This is a genomic window from Tenacibaculum agarivorans (genome assembly GCF_001936575.1).
Taxonomy (GTDB): domain Bacteria; phylum Bacteroidota; class Bacteroidia; order Flavobacteriales; family Flavobacteriaceae; genus Polaribacter; species Polaribacter agarivorans.
In genome coordinates this window covers 136,426-158,270 of record NZ_MSMP01000008.1, presented here as the reverse complement: position 1 = coordinate 158,270, position 21,845 = coordinate 136,426, and the positions used below count along the sequence as shown (strand labels likewise).

5 protein-coding genes are annotated in these 21,845 nt (G+C 31.8%); all 5 read right to left on the bottom strand.

The features are described 5' to 3' along the window. Nucleotides 1–14 precede the first annotated feature (14 nt). The 5 genes from BVC87_RS08030 to BVC87_RS08010 are packed head-to-tail and all read right to left on the bottom strand — an operon-like array spanning nt 15 to nt 21,550. A complete protein-coding gene (locus BVC87_RS08030) occupies nt 15–8,252 on the bottom strand; it encodes a ParB N-terminal domain-containing protein (protein WP_143569742.1) in 8,238 nt (2,745 codons plus the stop codon). A gap of 1 nt (nt 8,253) precedes the next feature. Next, nucleotides 8,254–9,624 carry a PKD domain-containing protein gene (locus BVC87_RS08025; protein ID WP_075341851.1) on the bottom strand — a complete coding sequence of 457 codons (1,371 nt, stop codon included), beginning with the start codon at nt 9,622–9,624 and terminating at the stop codon, nt 8,254–8,256. 5 nt (nt 9,625–9,629) lie between these two features. Continuing rightward, on the bottom strand, nt 9,630–14,666 hold the full coding sequence (locus tag BVC87_RS08020) for a T9SS type A sorting domain-containing protein (RefSeq protein ID WP_075341850.1): 5,037 nt from the start codon (nt 14,664–14,666) through the stop codon (nt 9,630–9,632). Nucleotides 14,667–14,669: 3 nt separating this feature from the next. Next, nucleotides 14,670–16,766, bottom strand: coding sequence for a fibronectin type III domain-containing protein (locus BVC87_RS08015; protein WP_075341849.1), 2,097 nt, complete (start codon nt 16,764–16,766; stop codon nt 14,670–14,672). A gap of 26 nt (nt 16,767–16,792) precedes the next feature. Continuing rightward, nucleotides 16,793–21,550 carry a hypothetical protein gene (locus BVC87_RS08010; protein WP_075341848.1) on the bottom strand — a complete coding sequence of 1,586 codons (4,758 nt, stop codon included), beginning with the start codon at nt 21,548–21,550 and terminating at the stop codon, nt 16,793–16,795. Nucleotides 21,551–21,845 lie beyond the last annotated feature (295 nt).

Sequence of the window (21,845 nt, the reverse complement as noted above, 5' to 3'; positions counted from 1 at the left end):
GTTAAAATAGCCTCTTATATATCTTTAAAAGTTATCAGTATTAAGTCTTCCCCATTCTTATCAGTAACCTCTTCATATTTCGTTACAAGAAATTTTGTGTTAGCAAGGTGTAAAACTTCTGCTTCAGTCTGTGAAGGCTCTCTAAAGGTTGGACCAAAAGCTGAAACATCTTCAATGTCAATTCCTCTTTTACTTTTAATTGTAAAAAGAATTCGTTTTCTACCCGTTTTAGGTCTTTTCAATAAATGCTTGTTTGCTATTTCTAATTTTTTACTAGAAGAACTATAGGCTTTTTCCAATACTGGTATTTTATTTTCAAAAGCATTTTTATACTCTGCAATCCTAGTTTCTAACACAGAAGTTCCTCTATAGGTATTTCCTGAATATTTTGGAAATTTCTTTAAAGATTTTTCTAATGCGTTAGCAAATCCTTGTATTCTATCAGTCATTAAAATTTTACCTCTTAACGCCTGATTTAAATCTACATACGCAACCTTTGTATAATCAAATATTACGGCTAATTCAGATTGTGGGGAATCTGGAAATAAAGTTTTAAGTTTTTCTATTTTACTTTTAATCTGTTTTTGATAAGAATAAATTACTGATTTAGTTGTAAATAAATTCAGAAAATCTAGTTCCAAACTATTAGCATCATTTTTTAGTATTTGCCAACTTTCCCACAATTCTAAATCTTCTATAAAAGCTCTAACTACATTTGATTTTGCTTTCTTTAAAGCATTGATCAAACTAACCGCTACATCTTCCTTTAAAGATTCTATCTTTATAATAGATTTTTCAAGATTTACTTCGTGATAAATATTATCCCCGACCCCAACTATCATTTCTCTAAATTTTGAACGAATTTGGTTCTCTGGTTTTGTGAACACTACTTTTATTTGATCTTCCTTTTTTAAAATAAAAATAGGTTCACCTGTAAAACCATTTTTCTCTGCTAACTTTCCAGAAGGTGTTTTAAAAGCTGCTTTTTTATCACCTAAATGTTCATACTCTAGGTATTGTGATAAATTAGTTGATCTACCTTCTTTATAATAATCGGAATCTATCCAATTTGCTATAAATTCTTTAGGATTGTATTTTTTACGAAGTTGTTCGAAAACTTTGGAAGCAATACCTTGTTTTCTAAGATAAGGAGCTAGTGCTATATCCAATTCTAGTTCACCTATATCAGATACTGTAAAATCAGCAAGATCTATTTTTTTACCTCCTAAAACAAAAAGTTCAAAATGACCATCTCTCATTTCAATCTGTTTCCACAGTCTATTTTCTTTTCCTTCTGGAGTTAATTTCCATTTCATGTACCCACCTATACTTGCTAAAACCTCATCTGTATCCTTTAAATCTTCTAATGAAATTACTTCTAAAGGTGTTGATCTGTTTATGTCATATAGTGCTTTCCATGAAGCAACTAATGAAGTATTATTTCCTATTTCTTCTACAAGATCTTTTTCTAGGTTCGAGAAATTTTCAATAAAGTTATTTGTTGTCTCTGAATCAAATCCTAACTCTTTGACTTTTGCTTTTACATTATCCGAATTTTGTTCGAATACTTTATTAAATGCATCTATATCACCTTCTAATTTTCCTAAAACAAATGGAGTTCCTTTTCCTCTTTCTAAAGAAGGTGGAATTTCATCTAAGTCACTACGTGCTCCTTTGTGATATTTTCTAAATGGTTCTGTATGATGAACTACTCCATCTGGATATAATAAAACAGGCCCATCACTAGCATAGATCGGTTTATCAATTATCTTAGAAAGTTCTATTACTGCCTTTTCGTTATTACACGACAATAAACGTATTTTTTCACTGGAAGATATATTGTTGATTACCTTACTCAGCATGTATAATGACACTACTTTTTCTTCTCCTTCAACGTTCATCATAAATTTACCGCTATCATCAAAGTGAATAATGATATCCGTAAAATCATCTCCTGTTTTAAATCTATCAGAACCTGTAAATACTATATTTTTTGGGAAGCTATTTGTATTATTTTCTATCAATTTTTCTATTGCAATCCAAGTATCTATTATATCTGGATTTTCTGCTAGCTCAAGAAGCTTCTTTTTTTGACCTTTAAACTCTTTTGTAAAGGCTTGTATTTTATCTTTTGGTATTAGATTTTTCAAAGATTCAAATACTTTATCCTCAGCACCAGCTAAATCAGGAAACTCTTTACTCATAAAGTCATTTACTTCTTCAAGAATTTCATTTCGTTTCCATTTTTTCATATTCGGTATTTCTGGCATCCATGTACCTTTATAATACCCTGTTCTTTTTCCTATATGCAGTACTTGATATACATTTTCTAGTAATGCTATACCCATTCCCTTTTTTACAGCATCTTCTAAGCTTTCATAAGTGATAAATAATACTGGGATATAGTTTTCCTCTAATTGCCTCATAGCCTCTACTCTGTGCATCCCATCCATTACAATATTGGTTCCGTCTGGTAGTTTAACTACTCTTACAGGGTTTATTCCATCTTCAGCGTTCACTACTTTAAAGCCATCTTCTTTTATTTTCTTTATGTACTTTTCAACAGCATCTGATTGGCTTGCTCTTGGAGCTGGATGCATTGGAGTTAATTCTGATATTTCAATATCTGAAAAATCCTCAGGATATGGTTTTCCTTCTGGTACTATACGAATATTCTTGTACTTCGCTTTATTCCCTCCTAACTGTACAAAATCAGTAAGATGTTCGGTCGTTGGTTTCTTAGGTGATTGAGCTGACTTTTGTTTTACAGTTCCGTCTTTTTGCTTCGTGAAGTCTTTCCATTCACCAACTGATTTATTAGAATCTCTTGACACTGTTGTAATACCTCCATCTGAGTGAATTCTAACAATATCATCAACTGCTCTTACTGTATAACCTTCAGGTAAAAGCCTTGCAAAATCTTTCGCTAAATCTATATTAGCACAAGTTAATAACCTAAAATTTTTTACATTTTCATAAGCCTTTTCATTCTTGATATAGTCTACTAAATTTGAAGCTTCAAGTTCATTAACTCCATTAGGAAGATCTAAAACAAATTTATTTTTAGAACCATGAATGACAATGTCTATGAATCCATCATTATTTATCTTATTTAATTCTATTAAAGCATTAGCTATTTTTTCTTTAGAGACTAAATTTGCATCTACAACAGATTTGTATGTAATATTTAATTTTTCAAGTCCTAATTGATCTACTTTGGCAATCGCTTCTCTAACTTTTGTAGCTTTAAAATCTGGAAAATCTCTTAAATATTTAATTTCATTTTCTAGAATTTCTTTAGTAACATCAATTTGTTCTTTGGTTATTGCTGATAAATCAAACTCCTTTTTTAAGATTCTTTCTGCAAAGTTATTTACGTTTTCAACTTGATTATTTGTTGATTTTAAAACGTCTTTATGAATTACATCTCTTAAAACAACATCAGGTTTAATTACATCTACTAATTTTTCTTGAGCACTTAACCTCGTCATTTTCTTAGATAAGCCACCCAAACTTGCTATACCAGAAACTAAACTTAAATGATTTGAAAACTCTGTAAGTGTAGGGTCGGTTTCTTTAAAAGCAGTTCCTGCCATACTGGAAATAGAACTTACTTTATCTGCATAGTATACAAACTTTCCGAATGTATTTAATGAAGCTACACCTCCACTTGGTAAAAATGCAAGCAAATCTATTGTTGTTATTATAATATCTGACTTGGTAGTTAACCTATCAGTTTCACTAGCATAATGCAATGTAAAAGCAGGAATGAAAAGTGCTTGTGGATTTCCTTGTTCATCTTTAGCTGTGAATGATTTTAATAAATTATTCTTAGAAATATTAATAAAAGATACTAGTTGAAATGGAGTTAAATCTTCATTTTTTAATGTCGTACTATTAAATAATCCCCACTTAACTTTTTGTCTAACATTGATTAAATCTTGGTCTGTTATTTTGGTATCTACACTCTTGTATAAATCTTCTTCATCATAAATAGTTATCCCTCCTACTCCTTGAGCTGTAGCTTCTATATCACTCCAACCTCTTCTAAAAATATTCTGATAATCATTTTCATACGTAAAAAAATTATCATGTAATGACTTTAAATCTTTAAAAGTCATTGATGTTAAGAGTTCAGGATTAATATTTTCTTGTAATTGTTTTACAAAGTATTCTTTAGATCCTAAAAATATTTGTCCTATAGATCTTACAATACTTTGTCTGTTATCTTCTCCCACAATAAAGATTTCATCCTCCACATTTTCGAATAATGCTCGCCAAAGTGGCTGTGTTTTTTCTTGAGGAAGCTGAGTATTCTTGGTTTGTATAGACCAATTGTAAGTTATCTTTTCATTCTCTAAATACTTTAAAGTTTCAGTATATGAATTTTTATTTTTACTAATTGCTTGGAACACTCTAGCGATTTGTATTTCTTTTTCATCTGATATTTCTCCTCCACTATTCGAAGTTGACAATATCTTTTTAATTGCTATAAGTTGCTTTTGTACAGGAAGATCTCTTAGTTCAAACTCACTAGCTCTTAGAATACATTCATATAATTCATGCTTATTTTTACTTTCAAAATCTTGATTTAAACAAGCCACATTAGCTTTAGCTTCTTTTTGGACAAACTCGAATAATTCAATTAGAAACTGCTGATAAAAATTATACAATTCATCATTAGATTCTGTTAGGGTTAAATTTTTCTTCCAAGTAGTGTATTTTTTACTTGGATGTAAACCAAATGGTATATTCTCTTTATCCCACTTTCCGTAATTAAACGTAACATCCTTAATACTACATAAATCCCAATTATTAAAAAACTTTGTAAACTCTCTAAAAATTTTAGGGTATCTATTATAAATCTCAGCGATCTTTATAATTAAAAATACTTCCCTACGTTCATTATGACTTATTGTATAGCTACCTCTACCAGCATTTGCTAATAAATCTTTAAACCATTGGCCCTCGTCACTATTGTAATATCCACTTAATAATTTTATTTCCCTGTCTGTAATTTTTATCTGTCCTTCACCTAATACTTTAGTTGGGTTTACATATTTTATAGACTTAATCAATTCGATAGTATTAAACAATCCTAAGTTTTGAAAACGATCAGAAATAATATTTAAAATTGGTTTGTCTTGTCCTTTATATTCTGGGATTGTTTCTCCTTTAAACTTATAATTTTTCCAATGCCCATTATCTACATCAGGTTCTCCGTATGGTAACCCCATCACAAAAGATTTATGCTTATCATCTTTTATATCAGGATTTTCATATTTAAAATCACTGTAGCCTAAAAACTCATTATTTACTATAGTAGCTCTATACTTTATCTCTTCTACTTTGCCTTCAATATTTTTAAATTTCTTCTTGAACCCTATTAATGTACCCGCAACTACATTATTATAAGTATCATCTGCTATTCCATGGAAAAAAATAGGTCTATAGTCTTGAGATAAAATAATTCGTTCTCCAGAAGGTGTTAAGTATCCATAGTAATATTTACCATTGTATTTCTTTTTATTAATTGACAATTCAATAGGCATTGTGGTTGTAACACTTTGCGCATCTTCATCTTTATCAAAAATTCCAAAACGTAGCTTCGGATTATGAATTTCTTTCCAATGTACATAAGGTATTTTATCTCCTCCATTATAATCTAACAACCAGCTTATAGTAGCTTCATCATAACCATAACTTTTAGGAGAGAAAGGATGTTTTAACTGAAAAGCTCCATGCCCTAATTCATGAGCTACAGTTTCCTCGCTAGCACCATTTCCCATATAGATATAACCAAACTGTTTTCCTAAAGGCATAAATCCTTTTTCTCCACTTGTTGATGATTTTTTATCTGTTAGAATTAGATAATATGCACTTTGATTAAAATCTTTACGGTCTTTTAATGCTTTATTGATCTGCTTTTGTTGATCAGTGTATTTTTCTAGAAAACCACTTTCTCCACTAGTAATCGTATTACCTGAAACAATACTTTCTAAATCATTTGTAAAATCATTGATTTCTTTAATATCTAACTTTACTAATGCTTTTTCATAAATAGTTTGGAGTGATTCCTTAATTTTTCGAGTACTACTATTTGATGTATTTACTAGTGTAACAGCTACTTCTTTAATTTCAGCATGATATTGAATAAAAGCTCCTGCTACCTCATACTTTTCTTTTTGTTTAATTAACGCCTGTGTTTCTATACTTACATCTGAAAAAGTTCCTTGTAACTCTAAAGTATAAGAAGTTGATGTACTATCCACTTTTTTAATTGCAACACCATCTTTAGTTTTAAATATGATGTCTTGCGGCTTTACTTTAGCATCAGTAATTGCTAAATTCGCTATAACTCTATCTGTTTTTCCATTCGCTACAGCTTTGTATGGAATATAATAGTTATCATTTAACTTTTTATACAAGCCTTCTGTTGCTTCATCTGACTTATCATAAGCATCAAAACCATAGATACTATCTGAAGCATTTTCAAATGTTACTACTACTCCTTCAGCAGTAATAGCAATGGCTTCTCCTTGATTATTTACGCCATTGGTATTTTGTGAATTAGTTGCACCTCCTTCTGCTACTTCCCCTGTTTGCGTTACATTACCTTCTTCATCTACGGTCCATGTTTGTCCATTAGCATCTGTAATTACTTGATCTTGTCCCCCAGGTAATTCTACTATTTCTCCATTGATCCCTATAACTATAACATCGCCATTCGGATCTACTTGAACATCGGCTATAACAAAGTCTACGGTATTTGTCTGTACAGTTCCGTCGTTTCCGACAAAAGCATCGTTTACATCACTGACACCTCCCCAAGTAGGATCGTATGTAGTTTTGATCACTCCATCAACTAATTGATAATTATCGTTAATTTTTATTGATGAAAACGTAACGGCAATCTTAGTATCTGCTAAATAAGGAACAACGATAAATCCTTTTCCTGAAAAAACACCATTTCCTCCTTGAATTTGTTTAATTGTAATCGGAAAATCCCCTGCAGTAAAGGTTTCATTCACTCCTATATTTTGGAGAGGCTCAAAGTTTTTTATATCAATTTCAGGAATTATCCCACAATTATAAGTTGCGACCTCTTCCTTTCTTGGCATAGTAAACTGACTGATGGGGCTATACGAATAAACTTGTTGAAAATCGTTTAATTCATTACATGAACCTCCTACTCTAAAGAGATATGTTTTTCCTTCTTTTAAGTTTGATATTTGAGCTTGATTGTTATATGTATATACATCAAACCATTCAGCATCAGGAATATCTTCTCTTTTATATTGAACATGAAATTTTCGATGTTCAAAGTTTCCTTGCCAAGTAATTTTAACCCCACTACTATTTAATGCTTCAGATAAAATAAAGGTAGGTGCATCACATTTATTGGTATAGGTAAAATAATAGATTTCACTATAACCATTATTTTTAAAGATTGAATTTTCTGAAATTCCAGTAAGAGATTTTGCTCTTACTCTCCAACCATACATTTTTTTTGGTAATAAAACAGGTTTACTAATATCATACAGTAAGGTAGTAGTTCTAAGCGTTTCTGTGTAGTAATTTGGTGAAGCCAGAAAAGCAGCTTGTGGATCCACATTACGATCCCATATTTCTCGCAACTCAAAATCGTAGCTTACATTAGTTGCATTTACATGTCTAGGTGTCCATTGAAAAATAATATTCATAGGATCCTTAGCTACCAATTGATCTCCTCTAAAAGGTAGATTTAAAAAAGGAGGATCATTTAAAATGATAAATACATCTGAACATCCCGTAGCTGGATTATTAATTTGTTGATTTGTGATAACATCATATACTTCCCAACAAATACTATACACTCCTTCGGGCAACGGTTTATTATAATCTTGCGGAGAAATTCCTACTAAATTATTAAGTTGAAAATACGCACTTAAGTCTAAATTGGTAAATTGCTGTAAAACACCTCCATTTAAAAATATTTGTGGGCCTCCAGAAACCACCTCTCTAGATCGTATATCGAAACCATTTCCTTTAATACGTAATCTTAAACGTACTTGTCGATTATTTAAAACTACATCTGTAAGTAACAAGTCTAATCTTAACTTCACATTTGTGGCCGTAGTATAATCACTCAATCTTGAAGAGTACGGTGGTATGATGGTTTGTGTAACTTGTACAGGGTATCGTTGTGCATTAATAGTAATACACAACATTAAAAAGCATGATTTTATAATGAGGTTGATTAGTGTTTTCATGTTACGGCAATTTTTGAATTTTTATGTCGCAAATAATATGTGAGTTGTTGTCACCCTCCACGAATTGCTTAATTTTTATCGCTCCTTTTCTTCCATCTTGTGTTTGAAATAACACAATCCGAGGAACTGTAGTATTATCAAAATGCAATAATCCTTCAGGAGTTTCTGTTAAGGTTAAACTTTGTAAAGGTTGATCGTTTATCATTGCATTAAATTGTGCTTCTGAAAAGCTAATCCCACAATTACAATTTTCTATAGAATTGATATATTTTGTTTTGGAAGCGTTTGGTATCGCTACAAAACCATTCGTATTCACTTCAGTTGGACTTACAAATTTGTTAAAACTAAATGTGTTATTTAAGCCTAAAAATGCAAGATCAATTATACTTCCATTGGTTGCTGTAACTTCATTAGCTGTTAATGTTTTTCTTAATTCACTTGAAAAAAATGCCCCAATCGAATTGGTATTATGTGCTATATTTATTCCTAATTGAACATCTTCAAAAATTCGAAGATTTGTGTCTGGTAAAATGGTAATTGTAGTACTAAATGATTTCGTTTCTTTTCCGTTAGATGCCTCTAATTTTATTGTATGTTCTCCTGGTGTTGAAAAAAGTACTTTAGGATTTTCTACTGTACTTGTCGTTGGGCTACCTCCCGTGAAAGTCCATAAAAAAGACGTTGCACTGACTGATTTATTCGTTAAGGTAATATTTACTGGAGCTTGCGAATCATCATCAAAAGTATCTAGTTCCCAATCAAAATCAACAAGAAGTGGTGGTAATACCTCAATGGTTTGTGTTTTTTCTAGTGTTTCAAAACCATTGGAAACCTTTAGTTGAATTTGATGCATTCCCACTGAAGTGAAAGTTATATTATCTGGAGTTTTCTTTGATGAAGTTGCTGGTACACCTCCTTCAAAACTCCATACATATGTTAAATCATTCCCCACAGTTTCATTCGTAATCTTCACTGTTACAGGAGAAAAACTATTCTCTATAACTGCTATTGAAAAGTTAATATCTATAGCTTCTAAAACTGTAATTTCTTTTTCAAAAACATCTTCTTCTCCATCTATATTACTAGCTTTTAATACTATTTTATAGGTCCCCGCTTCATTATAAATAATAGTTCGTGGATTTTTTTCTGTTGAAGAAGTTACATTCCCTCCTTCAAAAGTCCATTCGTATTGATCTGCGCCTTCTGTTTTATTTGATATTTTAATCCCTACTGGTACAGATTGATCTCCATTTACATAAGTAATATCAAATACAGAATTTACCGTAATGGCAGTTTCCTCATAACATGAAGTGATGACTACACTCACTAAAATGAAGACAAAAATTTTAAGTTTAAGTGATTCTATTTTCATTTCGTTTACTTTACAATCATTCTTCTTACCTGAGTTTGTTTTGGTGTTTCTAAGACCACGATATACATACCTGATGACATTGGAACATTAAATTTTGTTTCGTGTTCGTCTATGATTTCAGGCATTTCGCTTTTCTTCATCAATTCACCGTGTAAATTGAATATTCGTATCGAAATTTTACTTGGATCTGCTAGTTTTACATAAGAGGTAAATACACCAGAGTTTGGATTTGGAGAAATGGTAAACGATTCTATAAAAGGTAAATCTTTATTATCGTCATCTATAATCACATCTGTTTCTTCAATTACAATAGTTTTATATGTAGTTTGAAAACATTCTCCTTGTTTAGAAGTCAGTCCTATTTCATAACTATCAGCAGTTGTAAATTTTACAACAATTGAGTTGGATCTTTCTTCTACTAATGTGATATTATCTGGTAAGATCCACTCAAAGGATTCTGGACTATGATTACTCCCATTAAAAATTACTACTTCTTCATTCACAAAAGCTTGAGAAGACATAATTAGTTCTGCATCAATATCAAGATTACTATAAGAAATAGTAATTGTATCAGTTGCTGTACACCCTTCTTTAGAAGTAGCTGTAACAGTATAGGTTCCTCCTTCAGTTACAGTAACTTCAGCATCTGTACTTGTAAACCCTTTATCAGAGGTCCATACATAGGTAGCATTGGCATCATTTATACTTCCATTTAGAACAAAAGATTGATTATTGCACAGCGTTTTATCTTCTCCTAAATCAATTATAATTTCCTCTGGATCTTCTAATATAAATTCTACAAAAGCTTTACACCCTTTAGCATCTTCTAAAGAAAAGCTATAAGATCCTTTTTCTAAATTTGAAATTGATGTTGTAGTTTCTCCTGTATCCCAAGAATATGTGTATGGCGTTACTCCTCCTGAAATTTGCAATTGAATTTCACCGTCGCTCCCATTAAAACAGGTTGGATCTTTCTTTACTATCGGTTCTATTTTTAAACCACCAGGCGGAGTTAGTGTAATATTACCTGTTGCTTGGCAACCTCTTGCATCAGTAACAAATACTACATAATTCGTAGCTATTAAATTTGTTGCTGTTTCAGTAATATCTCCATTAGACCATTGAATATCATAAGGTGGAATTCCTCCAAAAATTGTAACAGTTGCTGTTCCGTTGTTTCCTGCTTCACAAGAAATCTCTGTAGCAGTTAATGAAACAGTTAATAGCTCTGGTTCTTTAAAAGCAAATAACTCATCTGAAGGTTTAATTAAATTAAGACTGTTATACTCTCCAATAATTACACCTCTACTATCTTCTACATTTACTGCATAATTACCTTCAGAGATACCAGAAACTACTAGGCTGTCTACTCCTAAATCTTCATACACCCCTGCACTATTTTGTTTTTTCCATGTGTATACATAAGGATTCCCCGAAGCAAAAGGTAAACCTCCAGTTACTTCAACCTTTAGCGCTCCATCTGAAAACGGATTGTTAAATACATTATTCTGATTACAAGAAATTGGTGTTTCAACACTAATTGTAGCTTCTATTGGATCATATAAAATAAATTCTTCATCAATATGAGTACATCCTTCCTTAGTTGTTGCTATATTGTAATTCGCATCTTCTATGGTTAAATAATACTTTCCTTTAGGTATTGTATTTAAAGTAATTTCATATGTATTATTGATGAATTGGGCTACTGTTTGTGCATTTAATAAATTCCCTGATTCATCTTGCCAATAATAGGTATATGCTCCTAACGTATCAGGTGTTCCTCCTTCAACAATTGCTTTTATCCATCCATTAGAAGCATCTTTAGTGGAAGGTGTTGCAAATTCAGAGAACGTAATTTTCAGTGGTTCTTTAGGTTCTTCGATAGGCACCTCTACTTCAACTCTACACCCTCTCTTGTCAGTTATTATCAATTTATAAAACCCTTGTGATAAATCATTTATTCTAGGAGTTTTTCTTCCATCTTCCCATTCAAAAGTATACGGAGCTGTTCCTCCTATTGCTTTAGCTTCAATCCAACCATCACTACCGCCAATACAATATGCATTTTGTTTCTTTATTTCTACTTCTAATAATTCTGGTTCTTTGATACTTTGAGTAATATCTTTTTCTTGTACTAAAACATTATTTTGATATTCTCCTAATACAATACCGTTAGCATCTTTTATATTTACTGCATAATTTCCTTCTCCTAGCCCCGAAGCAATGTTTGTAGTTTGTAAAGGTAGAACTGTCCACACTCCAGGACTTGTTTCTTTTTTCCAAGTATAATAATACGATAATCCATTATTCTGATTGGGCTGTAATTTTATCCCTCCAGAAGCTAACACTTCCAACACCCCATCGGTATAGGGATCTCCATAAATATTGGTTCCACTACAAGATATAGGTTTCTGTATCTGTATAATGGCTTCCAATGGTTCTGGATCATCTAATATATATTCGCTTTCAATAATGGTACAACTAGGCTTATCTGTAGCTAATGGGTAATTTTTATCTTGGATAGTCAGATAGTACTCACCTTCTCCTAACCCTGTTAATGTCAATACATTTCCAGCGCTTGTAACACTAGAACTTACTTGCCCGTTTAAATTATTACCATTACTATCTTTCCAGAAATATGTGTATTCATCAGTATCTAAAGGTGTTCCTCCAGTGATTGTAGCCTCTAACCAACCGTTTGTAGCACCCGCAAATGTAGGCTCAAAAAAACTATAGACTATTTTTAACGGTTCTTTTGGCTCTTCTATTTGTATGGTTTTTTCTGCTTGACAACCTTTATCATCTGTTACCTTAATCATATAACTACCAGCAATAAGTCCATCTATATCTTCTGTAGTTTTGTTATTACTCCATTTTACGGTATATGCTCCTGTTCCTCCTGTAATTGTGACATCAATTGATCCATCTGTACCTTGATAACAAAATACATTTTGTTTGGTATATTCTATTTTTAGTAAATCTGGTGGTGTTAGATTATAGGTAGCATCATTTGCTTTATCTAAAATATTGTTAACATAAGTACCTACAATAACTCCATTTTGATCTTTAATGTTTACCGCATACTCTCCTGTTTCTTGCATACTAAGTACATTTCCGTTTTCTCCTGGTATAACTTGATAGTTCCCTGAAGCATCTTTTTTCTTCCAAGTGTACTCATATTTATATTTTCCATCAAGTAAAGGGTCAAATGGAATTCCTCCATCAGCAATAGCTGTTAATTCACCATCATCTGCGGTATCACCAAAAGTATTATTAGGATTACACGAAATAGCATTTGTTTTCTGAATTGTTACGGTTAACTCATTGGGTTCTGTTAATGTTACTTCTATATTAGCGTTACATCCTCCTTTGTTCGTTGCTCCACTAAAGTTTTCATCAGTTACTGTTAATGAATACTTACCATCAATGGCATTTTCTAATGTAATAAACCATCCTTCTTCACCTGAAACTATTTCTTCTTTAAAATTGGTCCATGTGGTTAGCACACCATTTTTTTCGTGCGTCCAAGTATAGTTATATTTCCCTCCTCCTAAAGGAGTACCTCCGGTAACATGAGCCACAATCTGACCATCTGAAAACCCAAAACCACTTGGATTTATTGTTCCTCCACTGGTAAGTTCAATACGTAACGGCTTATCGGGTTGCTTAACTTCTATTTCCTTATTAACAATAGGATTAATCCCTATAATACGGCCAGCACCATCTCTTTTTACTTCCTTAGCTTCACAACCATTAGCATCTCTAACGCTAACTTTATACTTTCCTTCTTTTAAATTTTCTACAACTTCGGCTACTTGATAATAAGGCCATACTCCAGAATTTGTAAAGGTTTTCCAATCACTATCTTGTATAGGACTTGTATCATTCACTTCCTTAAACGTATATTGAAAAACTCCACTTCGGCCTCCTTTTGCTGAAATCTTTACTGCACCGTCAGCTCCTCCATGACAAAATACATCAGTTTTATTCAAAAAAAACTCAACAGGATCTGGGCGGTTTATAGTTATTGTTCTCCTATGATCGGAAGTATTAATAAAGGTGTTAAATCCTCTATAAAAACCTACCATTCTAATTGGATACGTTCCTGGAGCTAAACCTTCAATAGTTATAGCATTACTACTATCAAAATCAGCTGATGTTAAATTCACATGTGTGCCTGGAAAATTAGGATTTGTACTTGTTAAACTTAAGGTTTCGCCTGGCGATAATCGTCTATCAAAAGTTAACTTTACTTTTCCATCATTTGTACCATAACATTTGGTATTATCGCTTTGGGAGGACACAAATCTTGGCGCGTCTCTGAGAAAGCGATATGCTACAGGATTTGAAACAGAACTATTACAGTATGTATTTACTCTGAAATACACCAATTTACCATGATCTCTAGCTTCATTAAGGAAATCTAGACCTCTTACTCTTAGATTATTATTTCTCCATGTATAACTAGGTAATAAATTATAACTACCAAATGATCTAAATGAATATTCCCAAAAGTAACGACCATTATCTACCCCAGTTCCTCCTGCGATATTTATATAATCATTTGATCCAAAATTATTATTTGCCCCAGGATCTCTTAGTTTTATTATTGGTTTAATAACTACTTTTGCATTACCTGCCACTGTCAATCCCGAAGCAGAAAAATCAAATGAATGGTTTGTACAATCTAAATTTGAAATATTAAGATTTAAAGTACTTCTCCTTGATTTACACCCAAAGTCTCTATATCTACTATTAGTATGAAATCTTATTTGTATTATTCTATTATTCCTGTAAAATTTAACTCTTGGAGTAACTAATGCTCTGTTTTCATAAATACCAGGATTAAAATACGTATCTCTTGCTCCATTTTCATAAACTAACTCAATCCATTGTAATCCTCTCTGAGTACCACAACTTCTCCCTCCATCACCTACATAGCCTGTAATATCTAACTCATAGTAAGACTCCTGCCCATTTATAAAATGAATACTAGAGAAAAAGATTTGTATGACTATGATTATTTTTATGATCTTTCTCATCTTCTAAAATTTTACTTCAATCGTTTTTACTTTTGAAAATTCACCATTTACTAATGATGCTCTAACATGATAGATATAAGTCTCATTCGGACTTACTTCTTTATCTATTACCTTTTTTACAGTACTTGGCAACACACGCCAAGTACTCGGTTTATCTGCTTTTAACTGTTTATATAAAGTATATTCTGAAATCTCTTTTTCATTAGCTCTCCAGAAAAGTTCTATTTGATTGGTTACTCGATTCACGATATAGTTCAAACCTTTTATACCTGTTATAACTTCTGATACTTCTGCTTGAATTGTTAATGGTGTAGATGGTTTTGATTGTAATCCTACTTTATCAATAGCACGTATATGGTATCTATATGTATGATTATTTTGCAATTGTTTATCCACAAACTGTTGTATGGTATCTTTTGTTTTAAAAACAGTATTCCATTCAGAGTTGTCTGTTAGATCTTTTCTAATCAATTCATGAGTTACTTCTCCTTCTTCTGAAGAACGAATCCAGTGTAATTGAATTTTCCCATCTTCTATAGTATAGTCTGAGAATACAGGAGCTGTTGGAGGAATTACATCTGGTTTTTCTAAAATTAAAACTGAAGATTTTTCAGAGTGATTAAATCGTTTATCTACGGCAACTACTTGATAGAAAACTCTTGAATTTAAATTTTCAACTTCTACTGAGTCAATAAAAGAATTGATTTCAACAGGGGATTTTGTAATTTGTGATGGTTCTTCTTCTTGAGTAAATCCTCTAAAAATTCTATATCCTAATAAATCACTTTCTTCATTTTGCTTCCAAGAAACTCTAACCACACCTAAACTATCAATCTTTCCTTCCAGATCTATTGGCACAGCAGGTGGAATCGTATCTACAGGTTGCACTAGAGTTGAAAAAGAGGTTTTTTGCTGTTTTGGATTTTTACCAATTGCTTTTATTTTTATGTAATTTGATGCATCTAACTGAGATACTATAAGTTTACGTTTAGTAACACCAATATTATCCATTCCTATTTTATATGGACCTTCATCTTTAGAGGCTATTAATAGTTGAAACTTTTGAATAATATCTTCTCCTTTTTTAGGAAAGTCCCAAAAAATTGCTGCTTCATTAGCGTTTTTTGTAAGCTTTACATCAGTAATTCTAGGTGTGTAAGGTAAAATAGGACTTCCTTTTCCTGAGATTACTTTAGAGTATCCACTTTTCTCTCCAAATGATGTTACTCCATTTACACGATAGTAATAGGTTTTATCATTTGATGCTAATGAATCAATATAAAACATTCGTTTTGCTGGAGCATTTGGAATATCGTTTAAATTAACAATCGGTTCTTTACTTAATGCTTTAAAGTTTACACCATCCTCTGATCGTTCTATACTATAGGATGTATATATTCTTTTAAACAACTCATATTCCCAAGTTAAAACAACACTTTTGTCTCCAAAAATCCCTCTTAGATCTATGGGTTCTGGTAATTTTTGATAATCTTGTAGAGAAACAATAACTGCTGTTCCTTTGATCGATTGTTTTTCTGAGGTTACAGCAGACTTTATTTTATATACATATTTTTCATTTGCTTTTAGTTCTGTATCAACATAACCCCAACCCGCTTTTTTAGCTGCTTCAAAGTTTGCTTCAGCTGCAACCAATGAAAAAGAAAAACGTTGTGTAATTTCATTGGAAAGGTTATAAATATCCATCAACTGAGTAGTTTTTCCTCCACTTACATAAAAACTATCTCCGAAAATGGCTTGAGCTATTACAGCTGCATTATTATCAGTTTTCACTAGTTCTTCCCAAGTTTCTAAAGGATCAGCTTTTATTGGTTTTGTCCAAACTTTCTCTAAGCTAGATAAGCGTTTGCCATCACGAGCTAACACATATTTTTCTAAGACAAAACCAGTTTTATTAGTCTTCTTCCAAGCACTAGGGGTACTTGCTGCCCAACGTAGTAACACTCTATCTTTTTGTATTCTAGATAAAATTTGTATTGTTGGATCTGTTTGTTGTTGCTTTTCTTGTCCAAAAACATGTGTAGTTATCAAGACTAACAAAATTGTTAGATACTTCTTTCTGAATAATATTCTAATGTTCATAATACAATTAAATAGGGAGTTATATTTTATCTAAACTTGTTTGGGTTTTTATATCTAAATAAAGCTTCTGAGCCTTTTTTTCCTCCTGGCAAATTATATATCAGTTTAGTTTCATAAAAACCATGTCTCATAAACAGATAATCTTCATCTAAAAAGTTTAGTATTGGATTATTTGATTTTATCTCTCCTTCAATATGTGCATTCACTATCTGTGAATGTAGATCAACCCAATCTGTTTTATAGATTAAACCTAAATTATATCGAAATGGGAATGTTGTTTCCAATTCATGTGTATTAACATCATATTCTAAATTGGTTAAGTAACTTTCAATTATCGGTAATGCGTACTTTGGAGGAGCTCCTAGAACATTTTCGTCTCTATTTTTAAATCGATACCCAAACATTGGATATTTTGCATAAAAAGGAGGATTAATATCTTTAGTAAAATAATCGTCTTTTAAAGTAGCTTCAATTATTACCAAAGGTTTATTATTTGTATACACATCTCCTCTTAAGTCAACCAAATCAAATGGTTCGTGATTTTTTATCATATTATTCAAATAGATGACATCAGAATACACTACACCCCATCTATAATCATTCACTCTCATTGAATTGATTTTTTTCTTGAACGTTTTGTATTCCGAGGTGGCAAAATCATAGGCTAAACGTTCTATAGACCCGCTTTCTTTGGAAATATTTGCTGATTTAATTTTTTGTATTTCTACAGAGTTTCCTTCTGAATTATTTAAATCTACTTTCTCATAAGCATCGTCATTATTTGAGTTATTTGATGAATTATTTCCATTTTTAGGTTTGCTAACAATACTAATATGATATTTCGATTTTTGAGAAACATTAGGTAAATCATATGTAATTATATTGTCACCCGTATGGTAATTAAATGTTTTTTCTGCAATTAACTTTTCATTATCATAATAGGCTAAAGAACTTTTCCATTGTGTGTTATCAAATAAATAATCTTGACCTCTTTTTAATTGAATATATCCTTGTTTGTACTCGTCTTCTAAAAAGTATTTTTGATTTAGTACAGGATACGCATAGGTAATATTATGTAGTGGAATATTACTTGGTGCATCGCCTGTAGTAAATGTGCGCTCTTCTATTTCTACAGCAGGTTTACCATCTACCATAATGGTTCTAAAAATTCCATTAATTTTTTCTTTAAATGATACTTCTACCTGTACTTTTAATTGCTGATGTGGTGGTAAGATATCAGTGGATACAAAATTTGCTCTATCCTTATGTCTCGACCATTCTATAACTCCAGGTATTTCTTTTCCTTTATGAAATACCTTATATTGTTCTAAAATAATTTTATACGTTTTATCGCCATCATCTTCAGGAATTACAACTGGCTCTCCTACTTTTATACTAAAACTTGCTTGAGGTATCGCAAATACATCAATATCTCTAGAATCATTTTTAGGAGTTACGTCAGAAATGATTTTTAACCCTCCAAGTGGAGCGCCATTATCAAACTCACACTGTTCCCCTAGACTCAATTTAAATCGGAAACCTCCTTTAACCAACCCTCCTAACAAATCAAACTCTCCTGCTAAATATCCACGCATCCAAATTGGATTTGGGGCTTTTGCTTGTAAAAGAACTGCGGCTGCTCCTTTTATTATTGGAATTTTCTTTTTGATAAAAAACAACTTAATTCTAAGTCCTAATTCTCCTTGCATAGCAGCATAGGCTTGTCCATTAGCATACCAACCATTAACTCCTACTCTTCTTCCTGTATTTTTACATTTTGCTTCCCCGTAATTTCTTAGCATAATATCAAAACCAGCTTCTGCTCTAAACCTTGCATAAAAAATTAAGAATCGTAAATCTCCTGTATCTACAGAAATATTGGTTCCGAAAGCAAAACCTGCTCCACTTGCAATTGCATTTTCATCACGCATATAGTCTAGTTCCTTTCGATCTACTCTAACAATTTCAGCAACTAAGGGTGGCGGTGGTGGTGAGGGTAAGAGTTTAGAACCTGTCATAAAGTATCCTCCAGTTTTCACACGTATAGGTCCCACTCCTATTTGTAGGCCTAAACGGTCTTCAGGTGTTCCTACATAGACATACCATTCTTTTGGTCCAAAATGTAATACTGCCCAACCTGCTCTTCCTCCAGGCCCCACTCCTTTAACAAAACCTCCAATGACATTAACAAAAGAGTCTAATTCTCCATGAAGTACATTATTTTGAAAATCATAGGTTATGGCTACTTTGGCACTAATTTCCATTTTATCTGGTGGTGTTTGAGGAAAGTCTCCTGAAGCTTTATCTAGTAAATTTCTACCTACCCAAGAATTAGATACGTTTTCATCGGTTACTCCTAAGAACTTTTTTCTGGCTACAGTGTTTGCTTTAACCTTAGACATTAACCCACTCACCTTGTCCATTCCTGGGATTTTTACGTCCATAAAAGTTGCTTGACCATAAAAACCTAAGAAATTTATCCCTCCATTCCTATTAAATACAATTTCAAAACCTGCACCTCCCTTTATAACCTCTTTTTTAATTGCATTAAACATTACCATAGCCTTAACTCCTAAGCCGACTTTTCGATCAGGAGTATAGCCAATACCTGAGGGAGAAAAAGAAGAACTAAAATCTGTTCTACGCATTCTGTAAGATGCTCCACCAGAAAAACCTTCTAAATTAATTAATCCTGTTCCTGCTCCTGGTGGCAAATTATCCACCATAGCTTCAAATTGCCAGTACCTAAAGTCTTTTCTTCCAAAAATACCTTTAGCTCTAACCCTAATTCCTTTTCCTGATTTAAATTCTACCTTTAAATTGGCTGCAAAACCATCTCCATATTCAGGATCATTATTCATGAACTTTAAAGCTCCTTCCATAGAAAAGCCTCCTAAATCAGCTTTTAATCCTATAGCTTCAAGCTTTAACTTTTCAAATTTCCAACGTTGCTTGTAGTTTCTTTCTTCAAAGGATCCAATAATTGCTAGGCTAGTATTGGCAGCGAAACCATTATTCTCTCCCATTAAATTCAACCCGATATCGAAATACAGATTAGCATTAGTTTCATTAGCTGTTATTCCTATTTTAGAAATAGAAATTGGGAAATTTCCTAGTAAACTTTGCCCTTTATATCCCATATAGTCTACCGAAAAGACTCTACCTTCAGTTTTTAAAACTAAATTCTGAAATTCTATTCCTTTAAACTCTACAAACTGTTTTTTGCCTTTAGCATCTACTATTTCTTTTCCTTCATTTTCTAGACTTTCTTTTTGGCTTGCGCTTATTGCTAATCTACCATGTAATACAGCTTTAGGTCTAAATTCACCATCTTTAACTTTTAATTCTATTGCGCTATTGGGTAATAATTCTCCTTTTGCTTTCCAAAGATTAAAATCAACTACAGAGTCGTTACTAACTGTAAGCGAGTATTCTTCATCAGAAATTAATCCTTTGTAATTTAAACCTACTCTTTTATCGTTTTTAGAAACTGGTAATTGTATCTTCCCATTAAAAGAAGCCTTTTTTAACTTGTTTGCATCTAACGTTACTTCTATTCTGTCTAAAGAATATGCCCACGCTTTTTCTTTATTAGTTCTTCCTTTATCTATTGAAAAAATATTCTCTGCATAAAAAGATCCCGATACACCATAATTATCTAATAATAAATGATGTGCTCCAAAGCCTATTCGTTTATTTTGAGAAATGCTTTCAGACGTTTTAAATTCTTTAGGAAGACGTACTTCTATTGTATTTATATAGACCCCCCTCCAAGTTTCCTCTGCAGGGAGTAATAATCCTTTTTCTTGATAGCTTTTTGGAAATACTACTTTTGTATCGTTTCTTAAATCACTAAAATCTAAAACTGCTTCATTAACATGAAACTGAAAATTCCCTTCATAATTCTTTTGATTCCTTTTTTTAGCGAGTACAAAGGGTTGTAGGTTAATTCCAACTAATAAATCGTTCCAATCAGAAGCAATTACTTTAAATCCTCCCTTTACTCGATAGGGAACTTGAACTGATTGTGTTCCATTTTCTGTTTCTATGTTTTTAGTAACCTGAGTTTTGGTTTCATTAACTTTTCCATCACGCTCTACAGGAAGAATTAAACTTCTAGAAAACTCAACTTCTCCTTCAATAGCCAACTCTTTAATACCATCACATGTAATGGTTACATAAGTTTTATTTTCAGTTTTCCCAGATTTATAATCGAAACCACCATTTAAAGTAAGCATCCATTTGCCTGAATTTAATGGAATATGCATATCTCCCAACAAAACTAAATTTGCATCACCAATAATTCCTCCTTGATGCGATAATTTCACATTATTAGCTCCAAAAAAAAGTTCTACAGGAATTCCATTTTGATTGGTTTGTGGTAAACGAACTCGAGCAAATACTGTTAGTTCTGTATAATTCTTATAAATATTCGCATGTGTGATTCCAATAGCATACTGAATATTTCCTTTGGTATATTTTACACCTACTGGTAGTTCTTGAATATCTTCATTAGAAAAGGTATCCACCCAAGATTCATGTTCTTCTATTACTTTAAAAGAACTTGAAGCTTTATCTCTATCATTAATTATTGTAGTTGTAACAGGGTACCATTTATAAATATTTTCCCATGAAAACTTTTGATTCTCTGCTATAGTTGAAGAAACTCGATATAGATTATTAACCTTTTCAGGGATTGCATGTAAAGAATCTTTTGGATAAATTGTAGCTCCAAAGGAAACAGTATAAACATACAAAAAAGTAAATAGGAATATCCTTTTCATAAAATTTATGTTGGTTGATGTTGATTCAAAACTAGAGAATATAAGAGGGAGAAATAATATCTAATTCATAATCGATAGGTTGTAACTTATATTCGCCAATATTTTATTTACATCGAAAAAAGAATCTAAAAATTGTGTTAAAGTGCTAAAGTGTTAAATAAAAAAATAATATCATAAAATGTTATTTTAATACCACACAAATACTTTAAAACACTAACAATCAACCAAGTATAAAAACAAAAAAAAGCCTACTAACTAAAGTTAATAGGCTTTTAATTTTATGAATTTTATTTCA